18 protein-coding genes are annotated in these 19,376 nt (G+C 75.7%); 16 read left to right on the forward strand and 2 right to left on the reverse strand.

Going from position 1 to position 19,376, the window contains the following annotated elements:
- Positions 1-54 precede the first annotated feature (54 nt).
- Positions 55-2,091 (reverse strand): beta-galactosidase, encoded by a 2,037-nt coding sequence (locus ACFUMH_RS12695; RefSeq protein ID WP_378205778.1) that lies wholly within the window; start codon positions 2,089-2,091, stop codon positions 55-57.
- 42 nt (positions 2,092-2,133) lie between these two features.
- On the opposite strand from ACFUMH_RS12695, the gene ACFUMH_RS12700 reads away from it, so the two are divergent.
- From ACFUMH_RS12700 to ACFUMH_RS12750, 11 genes are all read left to right on the forward strand, one after another.
- Positions 2,134-3,306 carry a Gfo/Idh/MocA family protein gene (locus ACFUMH_RS12700; RefSeq protein ID WP_378205781.1) on the forward strand — a complete coding sequence of 391 codons (1,173 nt, stop codon included), beginning with the start codon at positions 2,134-2,136 and terminating at the stop codon, positions 3,304-3,306.
- Positions 3,307-3,547: 241 nt separating this feature from the next.
- Positions 3,548-5,845: a glycoside hydrolase family 3 N-terminal domain-containing protein gene (locus ACFUMH_RS12705; RefSeq protein ID WP_378205784.1), complete on the forward strand. Its 2,298-nt coding sequence runs from the start codon at positions 3,548-3,550 to the stop codon at positions 5,843-5,845.
- A 137-nt stretch (positions 5,846-5,982) separates the two neighbouring features.
- Entirely contained in the window at positions 5,983-6,438 is a 456-nt protein-coding gene (locus tag ACFUMH_RS12710) for a hypothetical protein (protein WP_378205787.1), read from the forward strand.
- Entirely contained in the window at positions 6,428-6,754 is a 327-nt protein-coding gene (locus tag ACFUMH_RS12715; RefSeq protein WP_378205790.1) for a transcriptional regulator, read from the forward strand. Before ACFUMH_RS12710 ends, ACFUMH_RS12715 begins: the two co-directional genes overlap by 11 nt.
- A 234-nt stretch (positions 6,755-6,988) precedes the next feature.
- Positions 6,989-7,213, forward strand: a complete 225-nt coding sequence (locus ACFUMH_RS12720; protein ID WP_378205793.1) for a hypothetical protein — start codon at positions 6,989-6,991, stop codon at positions 7,211-7,213.
- A 75-nt stretch (positions 7,214-7,288) separates the two neighbouring features.
- A complete protein-coding gene (locus tag ACFUMH_RS12725) occupies positions 7,289-8,251 on the forward strand; it encodes a hypothetical protein (RefSeq protein ID WP_378205796.1) in 963 nt (320 codons plus the stop codon).
- A complete protein-coding gene (locus ACFUMH_RS12730) occupies positions 8,251-8,985 on the forward strand; it encodes an ATP-binding cassette domain-containing protein (protein WP_378205799.1) in 735 nt (244 codons plus the stop codon). The genes ACFUMH_RS12725 and ACFUMH_RS12730 overlap by 1 nt, the downstream gene beginning before the upstream one ends.
- Complete coding sequence (locus ACFUMH_RS12735) at positions 8,982-10,469, forward strand: hypothetical protein (protein ID WP_378205802.1); 1,488 nt, start codon at positions 8,982-8,984, stop codon at positions 10,467-10,469. Before ACFUMH_RS12730 ends, ACFUMH_RS12735 begins: the two co-directional genes overlap by 4 nt.
- Positions 10,462-10,821 (forward strand): hypothetical protein, encoded by a 360-nt coding sequence (locus ACFUMH_RS12740; protein WP_378205805.1) that lies wholly within the window; start codon positions 10,462-10,464, stop codon positions 10,819-10,821. The genes ACFUMH_RS12735 and ACFUMH_RS12740 overlap by 8 nt, the downstream gene beginning before the upstream one ends.
- Positions 10,818-11,390 (forward strand): methyltransferase family protein, encoded by a 573-nt coding sequence (locus ACFUMH_RS12745; RefSeq protein ID WP_378205808.1) that lies wholly within the window; start codon positions 10,818-10,820, stop codon positions 11,388-11,390. Before ACFUMH_RS12740 ends, ACFUMH_RS12745 begins: the two co-directional genes overlap by 4 nt.
- Positions 11,380-11,604 (forward strand): hypothetical protein, encoded by a 225-nt coding sequence (locus ACFUMH_RS12750; protein WP_378205811.1) that lies wholly within the window; start codon positions 11,380-11,382, stop codon positions 11,602-11,604. The genes ACFUMH_RS12745 and ACFUMH_RS12750 overlap by 11 nt, the downstream gene beginning before the upstream one ends.
- A 45-nt stretch (positions 11,605-11,649) precedes the next feature.
- On the opposite strand, the gene ACFUMH_RS12755 is transcribed toward ACFUMH_RS12750, so the two are convergent.
- Complete coding sequence (locus ACFUMH_RS12755) at positions 11,650-12,693, reverse strand: LacI family DNA-binding transcriptional regulator (protein ID WP_378205814.1); 1,044 nt, start codon at positions 12,691-12,693, stop codon at positions 11,650-11,652.
- Between the two features lie 213 nt (positions 12,694-12,906).
- Here ACFUMH_RS12755 and ACFUMH_RS12760 point away from each other — a divergent pair, with 213 nt between their 5' ends.
- The 5 genes from ACFUMH_RS12760 to ACFUMH_RS12780 all read left to right on the forward strand — a co-directional run bounded on the left by ACFUMH_RS12760 (position 12,907) and on the right by ACFUMH_RS12780 (position 19,244).
- Positions 12,907-13,287: an L-rhamnose mutarotase gene (locus tag ACFUMH_RS12760; RefSeq protein ID WP_378205817.1), complete on the forward strand. Its 381-nt coding sequence runs from the start codon at positions 12,907-12,909 to the stop codon at positions 13,285-13,287.
- On the forward strand, positions 13,284-14,486 hold the full coding sequence (rhaI, locus tag ACFUMH_RS12765; RefSeq protein WP_378205820.1) for an L-rhamnose isomerase: 1,203 nt from the start codon (positions 13,284-13,286) through the stop codon (positions 14,484-14,486). Before ACFUMH_RS12760 ends, rhaI begins: the two co-directional genes overlap by 4 nt.
- Positions 14,487-14,491: 5 nt before the next feature.
- Positions 14,492-16,552 carry a bifunctional aldolase/short-chain dehydrogenase gene (locus ACFUMH_RS12770; protein ID WP_378205823.1) on the forward strand — a complete coding sequence of 687 codons (2,061 nt, stop codon included), beginning with the start codon at positions 14,492-14,494 and terminating at the stop codon, positions 16,550-16,552.
- Positions 16,553-16,563: 11 nt separating this feature from the next.
- Positions 16,564-18,105 carry a rhamnulokinase family protein gene (locus ACFUMH_RS12775; protein WP_378205826.1) on the forward strand — a complete coding sequence of 514 codons (1,542 nt, stop codon included), beginning with the start codon at positions 16,564-16,566 and terminating at the stop codon, positions 18,103-18,105.
- A 191-nt stretch (positions 18,106-18,296) separates the two neighbouring features.
- On the forward strand, positions 18,297-19,244 hold the full coding sequence (locus ACFUMH_RS12780) for a diguanylate cyclase domain-containing protein (RefSeq protein ID WP_378205829.1): 948 nt from the start codon (positions 18,297-18,299) through the stop codon (positions 19,242-19,244).
- The last annotated feature ends 132 nt before the right edge of the window (positions 19,245-19,376 follow it).

Genomic DNA, 19,376 nt, shown 5'->3' on the forward strand with positions numbered 1-19,376 from the left:
CGGCCCGGGAGGTGCCGGGCCGCCACCGCACGCCGCATGCCGCACGTCAGCGCGTCAGCGCGTCTCGCGGACCACCTCCACCGCGCCGGCGGCGACCTCCAGCGTCCCGTCGACGTCCCGCGGGTCGACGAGCGCCCGCCCGGACGCCGCGACGGTCACGGGCGCGTCCGTGTGGTTGAGGACGAACAGCCACGTGCGGCCGTCGTCGGCGACGCGGCGCGTGACCTCGACGCCGTCGGCCAGGTCCGGCACGACGCGCGGCACGCCCGACTCCTCGACGAGCGCGTCGACCAGCTGCTGCAGCGCGTCGGCGTCGGTGGGCCACGTCGCGAGGTACCAGGCGGCGCCCGCCCCGACGGCGCGGCGCGTCACCGCGGGCACGCCGTCGAGCGGCCCGCCCGCGAAGGTCCGGACGACGTCGGTGCCCGGCAGCGCGTGCACCTTCTCGCTCCACAGCTCGCCCTCGGAGCCGTCGTCGAGGCGCACGCGCTCGTCGGCCTGCAGGGCCCAGAGCTCCTCGGTGCGCACGCCGAGCAGGTCGCGGAACGCGCCGGGGTAGCCGCCCAGGCGCACGTGGTCGTGCTCGTCGACGATGCCGGAGAAGAACGTGACCAGCACGGACGCGCCGCGCTCGGCCGCGGCGGCGACGGCGGCCGCGCCCTCGTCCGTCAGCAGGTACAGCGCCGGCACGAGGATCACGTCGTAGCCCGACAGGTCGTCGGTGGCGCGCACGACGTCGGCCTCCACGGCCCGGCGGGCGAGCGCGCGGTGCAGCGCGACCGCGAGCACGCGCGGGTCGAGGGCGTCCGTCGGGTGCGAGTCGAGCTGCGCCGCCCACGTCGACGGCCAGTCGAACAGCACGGCCGCGCGCGGGCGCTGCGTCGCGCCGCGCACCTCGCCGACCGCCTCGAGCACGCGCCCCAGCCGGACGGTGTTCCGCCACACGTCCGTGTCGGTGCCGGCGTGCGGCAGCATCGCCGAGTGGTACTTCTCGGCGCCCGCGGCGGACTGGCGCCACTGGAAGAACATGATCGCGTCGGCGCCGTGCGCGAGGTGCTGCACGGAGTGCCGCAGCGACTCGTCGGACGTGCGCGAGCGGTTGCGCCCCTGCCAGTTCACGGCGGACGTCGAGTGCTCCATGAGCATCCACGGCCGCCCGCCGGCGACCGACCGCGTGAGGTCGGCGCTGAACGCGAGCTCGACGTGCGGCGCGGGGTCGTCCGCGTAGACGTAGTGGTCGTTGGAGACGACGTCGACCTCGTCCGCCCACCGCGCGTAGTCCATGTTCCCCGTGACCCGCTGGACCATGAAGTTCGTCGTCGCCGGCACGTGCGGCGTCACCTCGTGCACCGCGTCGCGCAGGTCGGTGTAGTACGACAGCAGCTCGTCGGAGGAGTACCGCGCGAAGTCCAGGCGGTGCGTCGGGTTCACCAGCGTCGCGGCCGTGCGCGGGGGAAGCACCTCGTCGAAGGAGCCGTACTGCTGCGACCAGAACGCGGTGCCCCACGCGTGGTTGAGCGCGTCGACGGTGCCGTACCGGGCGCGCAGCCAGGTGCGGAACGCCGTCGCGGCGTCGTCGGAGTAGTCGTGCGGGACGTGGCAGCCGATCTCGTTGTCGACGTGCCAGACGGCCAGCGCCGGGTGGTCGGCGTACCGCTCGGCGACCCGGCGGGCCATCGCGACGGCGTACCGGCGCCACACGGGTGACGCGATCCGGTAGTGCTGCCGGGAGCCCGGCCAGAGCACCGTGCCGTCGTCGCGCACGGGGAGGATCTCGGGGTGCCTCGTCGTCAGCCACGGCGGCGGGCTGGCCGTGGCCGTCGCGAGGCTGACGCGGATGCCGGCGGCGTGCAGCCGGTCCATCGTCGTGTCGAGCCACTCCCAGTCGAGCTCGCCCTCGCGCGGCTCGATGCGCGCCCAGGAGAAGATCGCGACGCTGACGATCGTCACGCCGGCCTCCTGCATGAGGCGCACGTCCTCCTGGCGCACCTCGTCGGGCCACTGCTCGGGGTTGTAGTCGCCGCCGTAGCCGATGCCGTCGAGCCCGAGGGGCCGGCGTGCGCGGTCGGGGTGCTGCGCGGGTGCGGTCACGGTGTCGCTCTCTCCTCGTCGAGTGGGGCATCCCCTACAGTAATGAACCGATTCACCGTCACCGACGACGGCATCGCCCACGTCGGGACGGTCCGCAGCGACCGAGGGGACCACCTGGTGCACGAGACGATCGTCGTCGGCGGGGGAGCCATCGCCCACGCCCACGTCCACGCGGTGAACGACCACGCCGACCGCGCACGCGTCGGGACGGTGGTCGACGTCGACGCCGACCGCGCCCGCGCCTTCGCCGACGAGACCGGCGTGCCGCACGCCACCACCGACCTCGCCGCCGCGCTCGCCGGCCGCGACGGGCAGCGGCCCGCGCTCGCGCACGTGTGCACGCCGCCGGGCACGCACCTCGCGCTGGCCACGCAGTGCCTCGAGGCGGGCGTGCCCGTGCTCGTCGAGAAGCCGCCGGCGTTGTCGCTGGCCGAGATGGACGCGCTGCTCGCGGTCAGCGAGCGCACCGGCGTCGACGTCGCCGTCGTGTTCCAGCACCGGTTCGGGCACGCCGGGCTGCGGGTCGCCGACGCGCTCGGCGAGGGACGGCCGCTCGGCCGCCCGCTCGTCGCCGTGTGCGACACGCTGTGGTTCCGCGGCGACTCCTACTGGGACGCCCCGTGGCGCGGGTCGTGGGAGGTCGAGGGCGGCGGCCCGACGATGGGCCACGGCATCCACCAGATGGACCTGCTCCTCGCGCTGCTCGGGCCGTGGGAGGAGGTCACCGCGATGGCGGCGCGCCGGGCGCGCCCCACGCAGACCGAGGACGTGTCCGCGGCGGTGGTGCGGTTCGCCGACGGCACCCTCGCGACCGTCATGAACTCCCTGCTGTCCCCGCGCGAGACGTCGACGATCCGCGTCGACACGGAGCACGCGACGGTCGAGGTCGAGCACCTGTACGGCTACACCGACCAGGACTGGCGCGTCACGGCGGCGCCCGGACGCCCCGAGGCGGCGGCGTGGTGGACGGAGGGCCTCGACCCGGAGGCGCCCGGCAGCTCGCACCGCGGCCAGGTCGGCGCGGTCCTCGACGCGCTCGACGCCGGCACGACCCTGCCGGTGAGTCTGCGCGAGGCCCGCGACACGCTCGACCTCGTCGCGGCGATCTACGCGTCGGCGTTCACCGGCCGGCCCGTGCGCCGCGGCGAGATCGCGCCCGGGCACCCGTCGTACACGACGATGGCGGGCCCCGGCGCGCCCTGGGCCCGAGCCTGACCCTCGCCCGTCCCGTCCGTCCACCCGCCCCACCACCCCACCCGCCTCCACCACCCACACACCCACCCGCCCACCCGCCCAGCCGCCACGCCGAGCTCGCCGGTCCCGTGCCGGGTTCGCCGCCCCCGAGCGGCGACCTCGGTGCGGCGTCCGGTGCGGGGACGGCGGTGAGGGAGGAGAGCGCCGTCCGCTAGCGTCGGGGGGGCCGGTCGCATCGATCCGAACGTCGAAGAGGACTTCCGTGGACACGCTCCCGTACCAGGACCCGTCGCTGCCGATCCCCGACCGCGTGGCCGACCTCGTCGGCCGCATGACGCTGCCCGAGAAGGTCGGGCAGATGCTGCAGCTCGACGCGCAGCCCGGGGTCGACGACCTCGTCGGGGAGATGCACGTCGGCTCGATCCTGCACTCCTCGCCGCAGCGCGTCCTCGAGGCGCTCGACGCGGTCGACCGCACGCGCCTGCGCATCCCGCTGCTCATCGCGGACGACGCGATCCACGGCTACTCGTTCTGGCGCGGGGCGACGATCTTCCCGTCGCAGCTCGGCGTGGCGTCGTCGTGGGACCCCGCCGCGGCGGAGCTGATGGCGCGCGTGACGGCCGTCGAGGTCTCGTCCACCGGTCTGCACTGGACGTTCTCGCCGGTCGTCTGCATCACGCGCGACCTGCGCTGGGGCCGGGTGAACGAGACGTTCGGCGAGGACCCGTACCTGCTCGGCGAGCTCGCGGCGGCGATGGTCCGCGGCTACCAGGGCGACGGGCTGACCGACCCCACGGCGGTCCTCGCGTGCGCGAAGCACTTCGCCGGCTACTCCGAGACCCAGGGCGGGCGCGACGCGTCCGAGGCCGACATCTCGCGCCGCAAGCTGCGCTCGTGGTTCCTGCCGCCGTTCGAGCGGGTCGCCCGCGAGGGCGCGCGGACGTTCATGATCGGCTACCAGTCCACCGACGGCGTCCCGATCGTCGTCAACCGGTGGCTGCTGCAGGACGTCCTGCGCGGCGAGTGGGGGTGGACCGGCACGCTCATCACCGACTGGGACAACGTCGGCCGCATGGTGTGGGAGCAGAAGATCGCCGCCGACCACACGCAGGCCGCCGCCATGGCGGTCACCGCGGGCAACGACATGGTCATGACGACGCCCGGGTTCTTCGAGGGGGCGCAGAAGGCCGTCGCGGACGGGCTGATCACCGAGGCGCAGGTCGACGCCGCCGTCGCGCGCATCCTCACCGTGAAGTTCGAGCTCGGGCTGTTCGAGGACCCGCGCCGCCCGGACCCCGAGCGCCAGGCCGCCGTCATCGGCTCCGCCGCGCACCAGCAGGCGAACCTCGAGGTCACGCGCCGGTCGCTGGTCCTGCTGCGCAACGAGGGCGGGGTGCTGCCGCTCGGCGGTGACCTGGTGGCGGGCGACGACGGCCGCGCGGCGGGCCGCGACGGCGCGCCGGCGCCCCGCACGATCGCCGTCGTCGGCCCCAACGCCGACGACGTCGACGCGCAGCTCGGCGACTGGGCCGGGCGATCCGGCCAGGTCGACTGGATGCGCGAGGAGGGCCACCCGCGGCACATGTCGGAGACGGTGCTCGACGGCCTGCGTGCCGTCGCCCCCGCCGGCTGGACGATCACGCACGCGCGCGGCGCCGACATCGGCGAGCTGGGGCCCGACCCGGCCGGCGAGTTCTACCCCGACGGCCAGCCGCGCATGCCGATCATGCACGCGGCCGAGCCCGACGCGGCCATGATCGCCGAGGCCGTCGCGGCGGCGGAGGCGGCGGACCACGTCGTCGCGGTCGTCGGCGACACGATCGGCCTCATGGGCGAGACGCGGTCCACCGCGACGCTCGAGCTCGTGGGCGGTCAGGTCGCGCTGCTCGACGCCCTCGCGGCGACGGGCACCCCGATGACCGTCGTCGTCATCGCCTCCAAGCCGCTGGTGCTGCCCGACTCGGCGCTCACCGCCGACGCGCTCGTCTGGGCCGCCAACCCCGGCATGCGCGGCGGGCGCGCGGTCGCGGACCTGCTGCTCGGCCTCGTGGAGCCGGCCGGGCGCCTGCCCGTCACGTTCGCGCGGCACGTGGGCCAGCAGCCGGTGTACTACAACCAGCTGCGCGGCCAGCACGGCACGCGGTACGCGGACCTCACGCAGGACCCGGCGTTCGCGTTCGGCGAGGGACTGTCATACGCGACGGTGGAGTACACGGACCTGACGGTCGCCGAGCCGACGGTCGGCGTGGACGGCACGGTGCGCGCCCGGGTGACGGTGACGAACACGGGCACGCGCCCGTCGCACGAGGTCGTGCAGGTGTACGTCAGCGACCTGGTGACGTCGCTGACCTGGGCCGACAAGGAGCTCAAGGCGTACCGGCACGTCGACGTCGCGCCGGGGGAGTCCGTGACGGTGGACGTCGAGGTGCCGGTCGCGGACTGCACGATCGTCGACGCCGAGGGGCGCCGCGTCGTCGAGCCGGGCGAGTTCGAGCTGCTCGTCGGGCGCTCGTCGCGCGACCGCGACCTGCTGCGGGCCGGCTTCACCGTCGTCGGCTGACGTCCCGCCCGTCGGGACCCACCGCGCGCGACCCCGCGGTCGCCCGTCTCCCTGCGTGTCGGGAGCCGTGCGACCGCGGGGTCGCCGTGCGTCGGGTGACTTGCCATCACGGAAAGCCGCTGGGTACGGTTGCCGACATGGAAAGTCACCCCACCACCCCCGACCCGCGGGACGCGAGCGCGCTGCTCGGCGACCTCGAGCGCGACCGCACGGCCCTCGCCCCGCACGCCGCGACGCCCGACTGGGCGCTCGTGGCGGCGTCCGCCCTCGCCGCCGCGTACGTGGCGCTGCCCCTGGCCGGTGACGGCCGGTCGCCCGTGCTCCTCATGATCGGCGCCGGCGCGCTCGCCCTCGTGGTCCAGCTGCGCCAGCGCCGGCTCGTCCGCCGGCGCCGGCGCGGCGTGGCCGCGAGCATGCCCCTGCTCGGGCTCCTCGCCGTCGTCCTGCTCCTGCTCAGCGTGTCGTTCGGCCTGGTCGCCGCGGACCTCCACCTGCTCGTCGCCGTGCCGGCGCTGGCCGCGGGCCTGTGCACGTACGCGCTGCTGCGCCGGTCCGACGCCCGCGAGCGCCGGGACCTCGACCGTGTCGGCTGACGCCGCCGACCCTGTCGCCCCCCGGTTCGACGAGGTCATCCACGCGCCGGTGCGGCTGCGCGTGTGCGGCCTGCTCGCCGCCGCCGACGAGGTCGAGTTCGCCGTCGTGCGGGACGCGCTCGGCGTCGCGGACGCGACGCTGTCCAAGCACCTCAAGGTGCTCGCGGACGCCGGGTTCGTGGAGGTCCGCAAGGCGGCGTCCGCCGGGCGCGCCGACGCGCGCCGCCTCACGTGGCTGCTGCTGACGCCGGACGGCCGCCGGGCGTTCTCGGCGCACGTCGCCGTCCTGCGCGCGATCGCGGACGGCGTCGTCTGACGCGATCGGCGGCGCGCGCCGAAAAACCCGGGAAAAAGCAGGTCGAGCGACCTGGTCGCCCGTTCGATCCGACATTTTGACAGCATTTTCATGGATTTGACGCGGCGAGTCCCGGGCGACACGCCGCGCAAGCGTTTCACCTCCATTGCGGCCGCATCCGCCCCGCTGCTTGGGTTCGTGGCGGCCCCGTCACTCGGGGTCATCACGAGATCAAGGGGGCTCTTCGTGTCTGTGATGCTCGTTTCGCCGAAGCTGGACCTGCTCGAGTGGGAGGCGCCGCGTGCGCTGACGACCGCGCGCCGTGACGAGAACGAGGCAGAGGTGGCGGTGGCCGCACTGGTCGCCGCCGTGCTGGGGATCGCCGTCGCGGTCGTCATCTACATCTGCTCCGTGTGCCAGGCCCGGTCGTACAACGCGTGCCTGAACGCCGTGAAGAACTACTGGACGCGGGGCTGCTGACCGGTCGTCGTCCCGGTGTGCGGGCGGGCCGCGACCCGGCCCGCCCGCACGTCGTCCCTCGAGAGGAACCCCGCCATGCTCCGGCCAGAACTGCCCGTGTGGCTCGTCCGCGAGGCGAGCTACGCGGTGTCCCCCGGCCTCGTGCTGGTCGAGGACGGGCTGCGTGACGCCGACGGCGCGCACTTCGCGCTCAACGGCTCCGGCCGGCTGCTGTGCGCCATCGGCCAGGCCCCGGCGCACGTCGGGACGGTCGTCGAGATGCTCGCCGCGCGCACCGGCGCCGCCCGCGAGGAGATGGACGGCCAGCTGCGCGACTTCCTGGTCGACATGTCCGCCCGCGGGCTCGTCACGGTCCACCAGTCGCACGTGCGCGAGCTCCTCGCCGTCGCCCGCGCCCTGCCGTGGATCCTGTCCGCCGCGCTGATCGACCGCCGCCTCGCGTACCGCGGCCGGCTCCCGCTGCGGCGCTACCCGGCGTCGCTGCGCGCGGTCGTCACGGGCACCCTCGAGGCGCACCAGGCGCTGTGCTGGGTGGCGCTGGCGCTCGCCGGGCTCCTCGCGGTCGTCCTCGGGACGCGTCCCGTCGACTCGCTCAACGTGCTGCAGACCGCGACCGCGCCGCAGGCCATGGCCGGCATGCTGGCGTTCTTCCTCGTGCTCGTGCTCAGCCTGGTGGCGCACGAGTGGAGCCACTACGTCGTCGCGCGCGCCACCCGGTGCGACGCGTACGGGTTCTACGTCCGGTCCGGCGCCGCCGGGCTCAGCTTCCGCGCACCCGGGCGCCGGGCGCACGTCGCGGTCGCGCTCGCCGGGCCGGTCGGCGGCGTCCTGGCGATCGCCGCCCTGACCGCGCCCGCGGCGCTCGTCCCGCCGGACGTCTGGATCTGGCTGGGCGCCGACCAGCTGCAGGCGTCCTGGTACGCCGCCGCCGCGGTGCTCACGCTCTACCACCTGGCGGCGCTGACGCCCCTCGGCAAGGACGGCCGCCAGCTCCTCCAGCTGCTCCGCGGCACGCCCGAGGACGGGCGGCCCGCCTGATGCTCCAGGTCGTCGACCTCGCCGTGCACTACCGCGGCTTCACGCTCGGCCCCGTCGACCTCGAGGTCGACACGGGCACGTTCGTCTCCCTCGTCGGCCCGAACGGGTCCGGCAAGAGCACCCTCATCCGGTCGCTGCTCGGCCTGCGCCGCCCCGACACGGGCGCGGCGCTCTGGGACGGCCGGCCGCTGCTGGCGCGCGACCCGGCCGTCGTCACGGAGGTCGGCTACGTCAGCGACTCGCCCGGCGACGTCATCGGCGAGCTGACGGCCGTCGAGTACTGGCAGTACGCCCGCACGGCGCACGAGCGGGCGCGCGGCACGGCCCTGCCCCACCTGATCGACCGCGCCCGCGACTACGCCGACCGCCTCGAGCTCCCGCTGACGGCCAAGCCGCTCGACGCCCTCAGCCTGGGCACCCGGCGCAAGGCGCAGGTCGTCGCCGCGCTCATGGCGCACCCGCGCCTGCTCGTGCTCGACGAGTCGTTCATCGGGCTCGACTTCCTCGCGTCCCGTGCGTTCGAGGGGCTGCTGCGCGAGCGCGTCGCCGACGGGTGCACGGTGCTGTCCTCCAACCACGACCTCGACCTCGCCGCGCGGCTGTCCGACCGCGTCGTCGTGCTGTACGACGGCAGCGTCGTGCTCGACAGCGACGTCGACGCGCTCGGCGGCGTCGCGCACATCGAGGCGGCGGTCGTGGACGCGTTGCGCGGTGCGCGACCGGCGCGGGCATGAGCCTGTGGGGCGCCTCCGCGGCGCTGTCGGCGAAGCGGCTCTCGCGGTCCCTCGGGTACCGCGGGCCGCGCCCGCTGCGCGCCGTGGGGGTCGTCGTCGCGCTCGTCGTGCTCGTCGACGTCGGCGCGGCCCTGGCGACCGCCGCGTGGCTGCGCGACGGCGGGACCGACGCGGCCGTGCTGTCGGCGCTGGTCCCGACGTCGGTGGTCGTCCTGCTGTACGCGCTCGCGGGCCCGCTGCTGCTGGCCGTCGAGAGCGCGCGGGCGAGCGGGTCCACGCTGGAGCGGGCCCTGCAGCCCCTGCCCCTCGCGCCCCGCACCGTGCGCCTGCTCGTGTGGGTGCCCTCGGTCACCGTCGCGGTGCTCTCGATCGCGCTGCTCGGGCCGCCCGCGGTGGCGGCGCTCGTGGTGGCCGGGGCCGCCGCCGGCGACGCCGTGCTCCTCACGGCGGCGGTCTCGGCGGTGGCGGCCGCGACGGCCGCCACGCTGCTCGCCGCCACCAAGCTCGTCCTGCGCGGCGCCCGCTGGGCGCCGGCGCAGTACCCGGTGGCGCTGCTGGCGTTCGAGCTGGCGCTCGTGCTGCTGCTCGCGTCGGCGACGGACCTCGACACCGCGCCGTCGGTGCTCGAGCGGGTGCTCGTGGCGCCGGCCCTGCTCGCGCACGTGCAGGCGCACGGGGCCGTCGCGTCGGCCGGCGTGGCAGCCGCGGCCGTCGGGGGCGTGCTGCTCACCGTCGCCGCCGTGGTGGTCTGCGCGGTGGCCGGCGGACGCCAGGAGGCGGCCGACGTCCTGCTCGGGTGGCGCGTCGGCCGGCGGCCGCGGCTCGCGACGGGCGAGGTCCTGCGCCTGCTGCGCGTGCCGCACCTCGCCGCGAACGTCGCCGGTGCGGTCGTCATCGCCACCGGCGTCGTCGTCGTGCTGCTGCGCGCCGGCCCGGACGTGGGCGCCGGCGCCGTGGGTGCCGCCGTGACCGCCGTCGCCGTCCTCGCCGGGGTGCCGGCGCGCCTCGTGCGCGCCACCACGCGGACGGTCGGCCCGCAGCCGCAGCTGGTCGGGGTGGACCGCACCGCGTGGGTGCGCGCGACGCACGTCGGCGCCACGGTCGTCTTCGCCCTCGGCGCCGCGCCGCTGCTGGCGCTCGCCGCCCGACCCGCCCTGCTCGCCGGCCTCGACGTCGCCGCGGCGCTCGCCGTGCTCGTCGCCTGCCTCGCCACCGCGCTCGCGCTCGCCTGGGCCATGCCCGGGAGCATCGACGTCGACTCCGGTCAGGTCGTCGCCGCGCTCGTGTACGTGGTGGCCGCCGGCGCCGTGGCGTGGCTCGTCACCAGCGCCGCCGCGCTCTCCCCGGTGCTGGCCCTCGGCCTCGCGGCGCTCGGGCTCGCCGCGGCGCTCGCGCTCGCGGCGGTCGTCGAGCCCGCGCGCTGGCAACCCGGTCCCCGGCCCGACGTGTCCGGTCCACCCGCGAAGGAGCTCCACCATGCCTGAACCCGTCCTGCCGTCCACGCCCTCGCGCCCGGCGGCGCACCGGTCCCACGCCGTCGACGTGCTCGCGCGCGGCCTGCGCCCGCTGCTGCTCGTCGTCCCGCTGTACGTCCTCGTCGTCGGGTACCTCGGCTGGGCCTTCGTCGGGGCGAGCACCCAGGCCCGCGACGCCGCCGGGGACGGGGTGTTCCCCCGGACGCTGCTGGGCATGCCCGTGCTCGAGGGCTTCGCGCTCGACGGGCGGTTCGGCGTCCACGTCGGCTGGGGCACGCTCGTGCTGCTCGTCCTGCCGGCGCTGCTCGGTGCCGTCGCCGGCGCCGTCGTCATCGCGCGGGCGCAGGGCGGCCGGCGGTGACCGCCGTCGTGTGGGTCGCCCTGGCGGTGGCCATGGCGGCCACCGAGCTGCGCTGGGCGAACCGGCGCCCCGCCGTCACGACCGGGCCCCTCGGGGCGTCCGCCCGTGCCGCCCGCGCGTCCGACGACGCCCTCATCGCCTGCATCGCCGTCGCGCTGGTCGGGCCCGTGGTCTCCGTCGCGGCGCTCGGCTGGGCCGGCGGACCGGGCTGGGTCGCGGGCGGCGCCGCGCTCGCCGTGCTGGGCGTCCTGCTGCGCGTCCAGGCGATGCGGGCGCTGCGCGGCCGGTTCATGCTCGCGCTGAGCGAGCAGCCCGACGACCCGCGGCTCGTGCGGGACCGGTGCTACGCGGTGCTGCGGCACCCCGGGTACACGGCGCTGCTGCTCGTGACGGTCGGCCTCGCGCTCGTCGCGGCCGGCCCCGCCGGCGCGGTGTGGGCGCTCCCGGTGCTCGCCCTGGTCGTCGCGCGCATCCACGTCGAGGAGGCCATGCTCGCGCACGAGTTCGGCGCGGAGTACGACCGGTACCGCGCGGACGTCCCGGCCCGGCTGGTGCCGCGTGTCTGGTGACGGCCGCCCGGGCGCGCCCGGCCCCGACGGCCGCGCGCCCGACGCCGACGACCAGCGGTGGCTGGAGGACACGGCCACGCTCGCGCAGGCGGAGGCCGCCCGGCAGATCCGGCGCCGGCGGCGCGCCGCGACCCTCGCGTTCACCGCCCTCGTCGTCGCGCTCGGCGTGTGCCTGCTCGCGGCGACGCTGCCGATGCTCCTCGCGCGCGGCTGACGCGGCGGGCACGACCGGGCGCGGGCGGGGGCAGCGCCCGCCGCGTCAGGCGCCGGCGGTGCTCGTGCGGACCACCAGCTCCGGCTGGAACAGCACGCGCTGGTGCTCCGTGCCCTCGGGCGCCGTGGCCTCGCGCAGCAGCAGGTCGGCGGCCGTCCAGCCCAGCGTGTGGGTGGGCTGGTGCACCGACGTGAGCGGCACGGTGAGCATCGGCGCGATCGCGACGTCGTCGTAGCCGACGACCGCCATGGCCTCGGGCACGGGTACGTCGGCCCAGCGCAGGGCCCGTAGCGCGCCGAGCGCCGTGAAGTCGTTGACGCAGAACGTCGCGGTGGGGCGCCGCGACGCGTCGATCGCGAGCAGCTCGTGCATGGCCTTCTCACCGGCGTCGGCGTTGAGCGACGCGACGGTCACCTCGGTGAGCACCGCCCCGGGGTCGCGCCCGGCCGCCACGAGGGCCGCGACGACGCCCGCGCGCCGGTCGACGCACTGGCGGATGCTGTCGGGGCCGTTGATGAACGCGATGCGCTCGTGCCCGAGGTCGAGCAGGTGCTCGACGGCCAGGGCGGCGCCGCGGACGTCGTCGACGCCGACGCTGGACACGTCCTCGACCTCGGTCGTCGCGTCGAGCAGGACGACGCCGATGCCGCGGTCGCGCAGCGCCAGGATCGTCTCGAGCGACCCCTGCGACGGCGTGACGAGCACGCCCTGCACGCCGTGCTCCTCGTAGAGCCGCAGGTAGCGGGCCTCGCGCTCGGGGTCCTGGTCGGACGACGACAGCATGAGCGTGTACTCGTCCGGCGCGAGCCGGTCCTCGACGCCGCGCGCGACCTCGGTGAAGAACGGGTTCGCGATGTCGAGCACGATCGCGCCGACGGTCCGGATGGTGCCGGCGCGCAGCTGCCGCGCGGACGCGTTGCGGACGAAGTTGAGCTCCTCGATGGCCGCCTGCACGCGCTCGCGGGTGGCGGGCGTGACCTGGTCGGGCCGGTTGAGGACGTTGGAGACCGTGCCGACGGAGACGCCCGCGCGGCGGGCGACGTCGGTGATCGACGGACGTCGTGGGCGGCCGTTGCCCCTGGTGGCCATCGACGCCCCTTCCCTGGTCGCGGCTCGGGCCCGATCGTAGCGACGGGCCGTCGGCGGGGTCGCGCGGTGATCGGGTCGGGACGGCGGCGCGTCCGTGGTGCCATCATGGCGGAAAGCGCGATCCACGCGGACGCGGCGGACGGTTGACACCGTCGCGGCACCCTCCCTACAGTGATCATGAATCGTTTCAAGGACGAAACCCGGAGGTCGACGATGACCCGCGTGTGCTTCGTCTCGCACGTCCACCCGGACCACCTCGACGAGTACCGCCGCCGGCACGCCGCCGTGTGGCCGGACATGCTCGAGGCGCTGCGGGACACCGGGTGGCGGGACTACCACCTCTTCCTGTCGCCCGACGGCCTGCTCGTCGGCGTCCTCGAGACCGACGACTACGCCGCCGCCCAGGCCGCGATGGCCGCCACCGAGGTCAACGCCCGCTGGCAGGCGCAGATGTCCGACCTGTTCGTCGGCGACGGCGACCCCGACCAGGGGTTCGTGCTGCTGGACGAGGTCTTCCACCTCGAGGGCCAGCTCGCCGCGGCGGGCCTGCCCACGACGGCATCCCCCACGAGCACCGAGGAGCAGCACCGATGAGCACGACACCCGGCACCGCCGCCGGCACGCGCGAGGAGCGGGCGCTCGCCGCCCTCGCGGAGCAGACCATCGAGCTGCCGTCCTGGGCGTTCGGCAACTCCGGCACGCGCTTCAAGGTGTTCGCGCAGCAGGGCGTGCCGCGTGACCCGTTCGAGAAGGTCGCCGACGCCGCGCAGGTGCACCGCCTCACCGGCGCCGCCCCGCGCGTCTCGCTGCACATCCCGTGGGACAAGGTCGACGACTTCGACGCGCTCGCCCGCCACGCCGCCGACCAGGGCGTGTCGATCGGCGGGATCAACTCGAACCTGTTCCAGGACGACGACTACATGCTCGGGTCGCTCACGCACCCCGACGCCCGCGTCCGCAAGAAGGCCGTCGAGCACCACCTCGAGTGCATCGACGTCATGGCGGCCACCGGCTCGCACGACCTGAAGATCTGGCTGCCCGACGGCCTCAACTACCCGGGGCAGGACTCGATCCGCGGCCGCCAGGACCGCCTCGCCGAGTCGCTCCAGGAGATCTACGCGGCCCTCGTCGCCGCGGACCCCGCGCACCGGCTGATCCTCGAGTACAAGTTCTTCGAGCCGTACTTCTACACGATGGACGTGCCGGACTGGGGCACGTCGCTGCTGCACTGCATGGCCCTCGGCGAGCGCGCGATGGTCGTGCTCGACACCGGCCACCACGCGCCCAACACGAACATCGAGTTCATCGTCGCCCAGCTGCTGCGCGTCGGCCGCCTCGGCGCGTTCGACTTCAACAGCCGCTTCTACGCCGACGACGACCTCATGGTCGGCGCCGCGGACCCGTTCCAGCTGTTCCGGATCCTGCACGAGATCGTCCAGGGCGGGGCGCTCGCCCCCGACTCGGGCGTCAACTTCATGCTCGACCAGTGCCACAACATCGAGCCGAAGATCCCGGCGCAGATCCGCTCGGTCATGAACGTGCAGGAGGCGACGGCGAAGGCGCTGCTCGTGGACGCGGACGCGCTCGCGCAGGCGCAGCAGGACGGCGACGTCCTCGCCGCGAACGGGCTGCTCATGGACGCCTACAACACCGACGTGCGCCCGCTGCTCGCGGGGCTGCGCGAGTCGCAGGGGCTCGACCCCGACCCGCTGGGCGCGTACGCGCGCAGCGGCTACGCCGAGACGATCGTGGCCGGGCGCGTCGGTGGCGCGCAGGCCGGATGGGGAGCCTGACCGCCATGACGAGGAACCCGTCGCCCGCCGAGCAGCTCGTCGCGCGCTCGAACCGCCTGGGCGCCGACCCGCGCGTCACCAACTACGCCGGCGGCAACACCTCCGCGAAGGGCGTCGCGAGCGACCCGGTGACCGGCCAGGACGTCGAGCTGCTGTGGGTCAAGGGCTCCGGTGGCGACCTGGGCACGCTGACGGAGAAGAACCTCGCCGTGCTGCGGCTCGACCGCCTGCGCGCGCTCGTCGACGTCTACCCGGGCGTCGACCGCGAGGACGAGATGGTGGCGGCGTTCGACTACTGCCTGCACGGCAAGGGCGGTGCGGCGCCGTCGATCGACACGGCGATGCACGGCCTCGTCGACGCCGCGCACGTCGACCACCTGCACCCGGACGCGGGCATCGCGCTCGCGACGGCGGCGGACGGCGAGGCGCTGACGTCCGAGGTGTTCGGCGACCGCGTCGTGTGGGTGCCGTGGCGCCGGCCCGGCTTCCAGCTCGGCCTCGACATCGCCGAGATCAAGGAGAAGAACCCGCAGGCGATCGGGTGCGTGCTCGGCGGCCACGGCATCACCGCGTGGGGCGACACGTCGGACGAGGCGGAGGAGCGCTCGCTCGAGATCATCCGCACCGCGGAGCGGTTCATCGCGGAGCGCACGGCGGCGCTGGCCGCCGAGGGGCGCCACCCGTTCGGCGACGTCCGGCCCGGCTTCGAGGCGCTGCCCGAGGCCGAGCGGCGCGAGCGGGCCGCCGCCCTGGCGCCCGTCGTCCGCGGCCTGGCCTCGGCCGACCGGCCGCAGGTCGGCCACTTCACCGACTCCGAGGTCGTCCTCGACTTCACGGCCCGCGAGAAGCTCGCGCACCTCGCCGCGCTCGGCACGTCGTGCCCCGACCACTTCCTGCGCACCAAGGTCTCGCCGCTGGTCGTCGACCTGCCGGGCGACGCGCCGCTGGAGGACGTCGTCGCGCGCCTGCGGGAGCTGCACGCCGCCTACCGCGAGGCGTACGCCGCGTACTACGAGCGCAACGCCACCCCGGACAGCCCCGCGATCCGCGGCGCCGACCCGGCGATCGTGCTCGTGCCGGGCGTCGGCATGTTCTCGTTCGGCAAGGACAAGCAGACGGCGCGCGTCGCGGGCGAGTTCTACGTCAACGCGATCAACGTCATGCGCGGCGCCGAGGCGGTCAGCACGTACGCGCCGATCGACGAGGCGGAGAAGTTCCGCATCGAGTACTGGGCGCTCGAGGAGGCCAAGCTCCAGCGGATGCCGAAGCCCAAGCCGCTGGCCACGCGGATCGCGCTCGTCACGGGCGCCGGCTCGGGCATCGGCCGGGCCATCGCCGAGCGGCTCGCGGCCGAGGGCGCGTGCGTCGTGATCGCGGACGTGAACCTGGAGGGCGCGCAGGAGGTCGCGGACGCGCTCGGCGGGCCGGACGTGGCCGTCGCGGTGCACGCGGACGTCACGGACGAGGAGGCGGTGGCCGGCCTGGTCCGCGCCGCGAGCCTCGCGTTCGGCGGCGTCGACCTCGTCGTCAACAACGCCGGCCTGTCGATCTCCAAGCCGCTGCTCGAGACCACCGTGAAGGACTGGGACCTGCAGCACGACGTCATGGCGCGGGGCTCGTTCCTCGTCGCCCGCGAGGCGGCGCGCGCGATGGTCGCGCAGGGCATGGGCGGCGACATCGTCTACATCGCGTCGAAGAACTCGCTGTTCGCCGGCCCGAACAACATCGCGTACTCGGCGACCAAGGCGGATCAGGCGCACCAGGTGCGGCTGCTCGCGGCGGAGCTCGGCGAGCACGGCATCCGCGTCAACGGCGTGAACCCGGACGGCGTCGTGCGCGGGTCGGGCATCTTCGCCGGCGGCTGGGGCGCCAAGCGCGCCGCCGTCTACGGGGTGCCGGAGGAGAAGCTGGGCGAGTACTACGCGCAGCGCACGCTGCTGAAGAAGGAGGTCCTGCCGGAGCACGTCGCGGCGGCCGTCTTCGCGCTCACCGGCCCGGACCTCGTGCAGACCACCGGCCTGCACGTGCCCGTCGACTCCGGCGTCGCCGCCGCGTTCCTGCGCTGACGGTGGCGGACGTGACGAGCCGGCAGGGGGCGGCCTTCGCCGCCGTCGACCTCGGCGCGTCGAGCGGGCGCGTCATCGTCGGGCGCGTGCACGACGACGGCGACGGGCCGCGGGTCGACCTGCACGAGGTCAACCGGTTCCCGAACGGCCCGGTGCCGGTGCCCGTCACGGGGCCCGGCGCCGGGCGGACGACCCTCCACTGGGACGTGCTGGTCCTGTGGCGGGGGATCCTCGACGGCCTGCGGGCGGCGACGAGGGAGGCGGGGCCGCTCGCAGGCGTCGGGATCGACTCGTGGGCCGTCGACCACGGCCTGCTCGACGCCGACGGCGCGCTGCTCGGCAACCCGGTGCACTACCGGGACGCGCGCACCGACGGCGTGCCGGAGCGCGTCTTCCGGACCGTCCCGGCCCACGAGCTGTACGCGCGCACCGGCCTGCAGGTGCAGCCGTTCAACACGGTGTTCCAGCTGGTCGCGGCGCAGGGGACGGCGCAGCTCGACGCCGCCCGGCGCCTCCTGCTGATCCCCGACCTGCTCGGCGCGTGGCTCACGGGCGCGCAGGTCGCCGAGGTCACGAACGCGTCCACCACCGGCCTGCTCGACGCGAGCACCCGCACGTGGGCGACGGACCTCGCGGACCGGCTGGGCGTCGACGCGGCCCTGCTGCCGCCGCTGCGCGACGCGGGCGAGCTGCTGGGGCACGTCCGCCCGGAGCTCGCCGAGCAGCTCGGCCACCGCGCGCCGCTGCCCGTGTGGACGGTCGGCTCGCACGACACCGCGTCGGCCGTCGTCGCCGTGCCCGCCACCGGCGACGACTTCGCGTACGTGTCGTGCGGGACGTGGTCGCTGGTCGGCCTCGAGCTGCCCGCGCCCGTGCTCACGGAGGCCTCGCGCGCCGCGAACTTCACCAACGAGGCCGGCGTCGACGGCACCGTGCGGTACCTGAAGAACGTCATGGGCCTGTGGGTGCTCTCGGAGTCGCTGCGGACGTGGCACGAGGCCGGGCTGCCGGCGGAGCTGCCGGACCTGCTCGCGGCCGCGGCGCAGGTGCCGGGCCTGACGACCGTCGTCGACGTCGACGCCCCCGAGTTCCTGCCGCCGGGCGACATGCCCGCGCGCATCGCCGCCGCCGCGGCGCGCACCGGCCAGACGCCGCCGCAGTCCCAGGCCGAGACGGTCCGCTGCGTCCTCGACTCGCTCGCGCTCGCCTACCGGCGGGCCGTCCGGCAGGCGTGCGCGCTGTCCGGGCGGGACGCGTCCGTCGTGCACCTCGTCGGCGGCGGCGTGCGCAACACGCTGCTGTGCCGGCTCACCGCCGACGCCACCGGGCTGCCGGTGGTGGCCGGGCCGGTCGAGGGCGCCGCGCTCGGCAACGTGCTCGTGCAGGCGCGGGCCGCGGGCGTGCTCACCGGCTCGCTCGCGGACCTGCGGGCGGTGGGTGCGCGCGGTCTCGACCTCGTCCGGTACGAGCCGGACCCGGCCGCGGCCGCCCGGTGGGACGCCGCCGAGCGCCGGCTGTGGGGGGCGGGGGAGCGGACGCCGGTCCCGGCCTGAGACCGTCCGCCGGCACCGGGGCGGGTTGGGATCGCCGGCGGCCTGCACCCGGTCGGTCGTCGCCCGGTCGGGGCCCGCCCCGGCGTCCCCGGTGACGGGCGGTCGGCGGCTCCGCGAAGTCTCGGCCAACGCGTGGCGACGACCGGACGAACCGGACCACCCGGCGTGCGCCCGCCCGGATCATGTCTGCCGTGCCGACCGCCGCCCCCTCCCAGCCGACCCGCGCCCTCGCGCCCGCCCGCCTCGGCGAGGTCGCCGCGCCCGTGCAGGTCGTGTCCGCGCTCGACGTGATGAGCGACGTCGAGGTGCTGTTCCGCGCGCCGCAGCGCACCTGCGTCGTCGTCCACGACGCGCAGACCGGCGCCGTGGGGCTGCTCACCCGGCACCGCTACACCGAGGTGATGACGGGCCGGCTCGGCTACGGCCGCGCCGTGATGACCCGCCGCGAGGTCGGGCACGCCGCGGACTGGTCGCCGCTCGTGCTCGATGCCGGGACGAGCGTCGTCGACGCCGCGCGGGCCGCGATGGCGCGCGAGGCGGCCGTCCGCCACGACGACGTGCTCGTGCCCGGCCCGTCGTGGTCGGCGGCGTCCACGGCGGACCTCGTGCAGGCGCTGACCGGCGCCCTCGCCGACCGGGCCGCGCGCGACCCGCTGACCGGCGTGCTGTCCCGCGCCCACCTCGTCGCGACGGTGGAGACGTGGGCGGCCGACGCGGTCGCGGGCACCCGCCGGCGGCTCCTGCTCGTGGGTCTCGACGTCGACGGCATGGGGGACCTCAACGCGTCCGCCGGGTTCGGTGCCGGCGACGACGCGCTGCGCACGATCGCGTCCCGGCTGCGCGAGGCGGCCCCCGCCGGCTGCGTCGTCGGCCGCCTCGACGGCGACGCGTTCGGCGTGCTCGTGCTGCTGCCGGCCGTCTACGACGACCGCGCGGCGGAGCTGGCGGTCACGCTGCGCGAGCGGCTCGTGGGCGCGTGCGCGGGCGGGCCGGTGACGGTGCGCGGGACGACGTCGACGTCCCTGGCAGGCTGGGCGGACGCGAACCTGCTGCTCCTCGAGGTGGAGCGCGGCCTGCGCTCGGCGCCGCGCACCCCGTCGGGCCCGGCGTCGGACCTCCCGACCCGCGACCGCGCCTGACCCCCGCACCCGACCTCCGCACCTGCCTGCCGCCCCGGACCGCCGGCCCGCCCCCCGCGCCGAGGTCGCCGGTCCGGCGGTGACGTCGCCGGTCCGGGCAGGCGACCTCGCCACCGGACCGGCGACCTCGGC

This window comes from Cellulomonas sp. NPDC057328 (assembly GCF_042667215.1).
In the GTDB taxonomy this organism is placed as follows: domain Bacteria; phylum Actinomycetota; class Actinomycetes; order Actinomycetales; family Cellulomonadaceae; genus Cellulomonas.

Coding starts and splice junctions, on each gene's coding strand:
- ACFUMH_RS12700 (WP_378205781.1), top strand. CDS start 2,134: ATGAACCGATTCACCGTCACCGACGACGGCATCGCCCACGTCGGGACG.
- ACFUMH_RS12710 (WP_378205787.1), top strand. CDS start 5,983: ATGGAAAGTCACCCCACCACCCCCGACCCGCGGGACGCGAGCGCGCTG.
- ACFUMH_RS12720 (WP_378205793.1), top strand. CDS start 6,989: ATGCTCGTTTCGCCGAAGCTGGACCTGCTCGAGTGGGAGGCGCCGCGT.
- ACFUMH_RS12725 (WP_378205796.1), top strand. CDS start 7,289: ATGCTCCGGCCAGAACTGCCCGTGTGGCTCGTCCGCGAGGCGAGCTAC.
- ACFUMH_RS12730 (WP_378205799.1), top strand. CDS start 8,251: ATGCTCCAGGTCGTCGACCTCGCCGTGCACTACCGCGGCTTCACGCTC.
- ACFUMH_RS12735 (WP_378205802.1), top strand. CDS start 8,982: ATGAGCCTGTGGGGCGCCTCCGCGGCGCTGTCGGCGAAGCGGCTCTCG.
- ACFUMH_RS12740 (WP_378205805.1), top strand. CDS start 10,462: ATGCCTGAACCCGTCCTGCCGTCCACGCCCTCGCGCCCGGCGGCGCAC.
- ACFUMH_RS12755 (WP_378205814.1), bottom strand. CDS start 12,693: ATGGCCACCAGGGGCAACGGCCGCCCACGACGTCCGTCGATCACCGAC.
- ACFUMH_RS12760 (WP_378205817.1), top strand. CDS start 12,907: ATGACCCGCGTGTGCTTCGTCTCGCACGTCCACCCGGACCACCTCGAC.
- rhaI (WP_378205820.1), top strand. CDS start 13,284: ATGAGCACGACACCCGGCACCGCCGCCGGCACGCGCGAGGAGCGGGCG.
- ACFUMH_RS12770 (WP_378205823.1), top strand. CDS start 14,492: ATGACGAGGAACCCGTCGCCCGCCGAGCAGCTCGTCGCGCGCTCGAAC.